The following is a 1,099-nucleotide window of genomic DNA, read 5'->3' on the forward strand; positions in this document are numbered from 1 at the left end:
ATATTATATTTTTAGTAACGATCGTAAATATTGCCCATAGCCATTCTTGGCCATTAACTCAGCACGCGCTGCCATTTGTTCAGTGGACAACCATTGCTGGCTATATGCGATTTCTTCTAAACAAGCGACTTTATAACCTTGACGCTTTTCGATCGTTTCAACAAATTGAGCAGCTTCTAACAAGCTTTCATGAGTGCCCGTATCAAGCCACGCATAGCCACGACCTAGTAATTCAACATTGAGTTTTTTGCGCTTCAGGTACATCTCATTCAGGCAAGTGATCTCTAACTCACCTCTTTCTGAAGGCTGTACCTCTTTCGCTAGCTTAATCACATCATTATCGTAAAAATACAAGCCCGTGACAGCATAGTTACTCTTCGGATGACTCGGCTTCTCTTCTATCGAAATGGCACGTTGGGCTTCATCAAATTCAACCACACCAAAACGCTCAGGGTCTTTCACCTGATAACCGAACACGGTTGCACCTTGCCCATTATCTGCATTAGAAACAGCTTGCTGCAGCTTAGGCCGAAACCCTTGCCCCCAGAAAATATTGTCACCCAATACCAAACAGACTGACGAGTCGCCAATAAATTCTTCACCGATGATAAAGGCTTGCGCAAGGCCGTCAGGTGATTTCTGCACTGCGTATTCAAGCTGAACACCAAATTGACTACCATCACCCAATAATCGTTGAAAACTGGCTTGATCTTCTGGGGTGGTGATAATCAAAATCTCACGAATGCCCGCGAGCATTAACACCGATAGCGGATAATAAATCATCGGCTTGTCGTAAATGGGTAATAGCTGCTTAGAGACGCCCATTGTGATCGGATAAAGGCGCGTGCCTGAACCACCGGCGAGAATAATACCTTTCATAAAAAATAGTCCTAGGTTCTAGGTTCTATGCCCTAGGAAAAGCTAAGGCATAGAACTAGTGATTCGAAAACTAGTTGACGCCTAAACGTTCACCTTGATAGCTACCATCCTGAACATTTTGACACCAGGTTTGATTGTCTAAATACCATTGAACCGTTTTTTTCAATCCCGTTTCAAAAGTCTCGACCGGTGTCCAGCCAAGCGCTTGTTGCATTTTACT

At 43.8% G+C, this 1,099-nt stretch carries 1 protein-coding gene and 1 pseudogene; both read right to left on the reverse strand.

Going from position 1 to position 1,099, the window contains the following annotated elements; translation table 11 throughout:
- Positions 1-3: 3 nt before the first annotated feature.
- Complete coding sequence (gene rfbA / locus BZG79_RS15880) at positions 4-879, reverse strand: glucose-1-phosphate thymidylyltransferase RfbA (RefSeq protein ID WP_077774893.1); 876 nt, start codon at positions 877-879, stop codon at positions 4-6.
- 70 nt (positions 880-949) lie between these two features.
- A pseudogene (locus tag BZG79_RS16865) lies at positions 950-1,099 on the reverse strand (dTDP-glucose 4,6-dehydratase); the annotation flags it as partial.

Source organism: Salinivibrio sp. MA427, from assembly GCF_001996115.1.
In the GTDB taxonomy this organism is placed as follows: domain Bacteria; phylum Pseudomonadota; class Gammaproteobacteria; order Enterobacterales; family Vibrionaceae; genus Salinivibrio; species Salinivibrio costicola.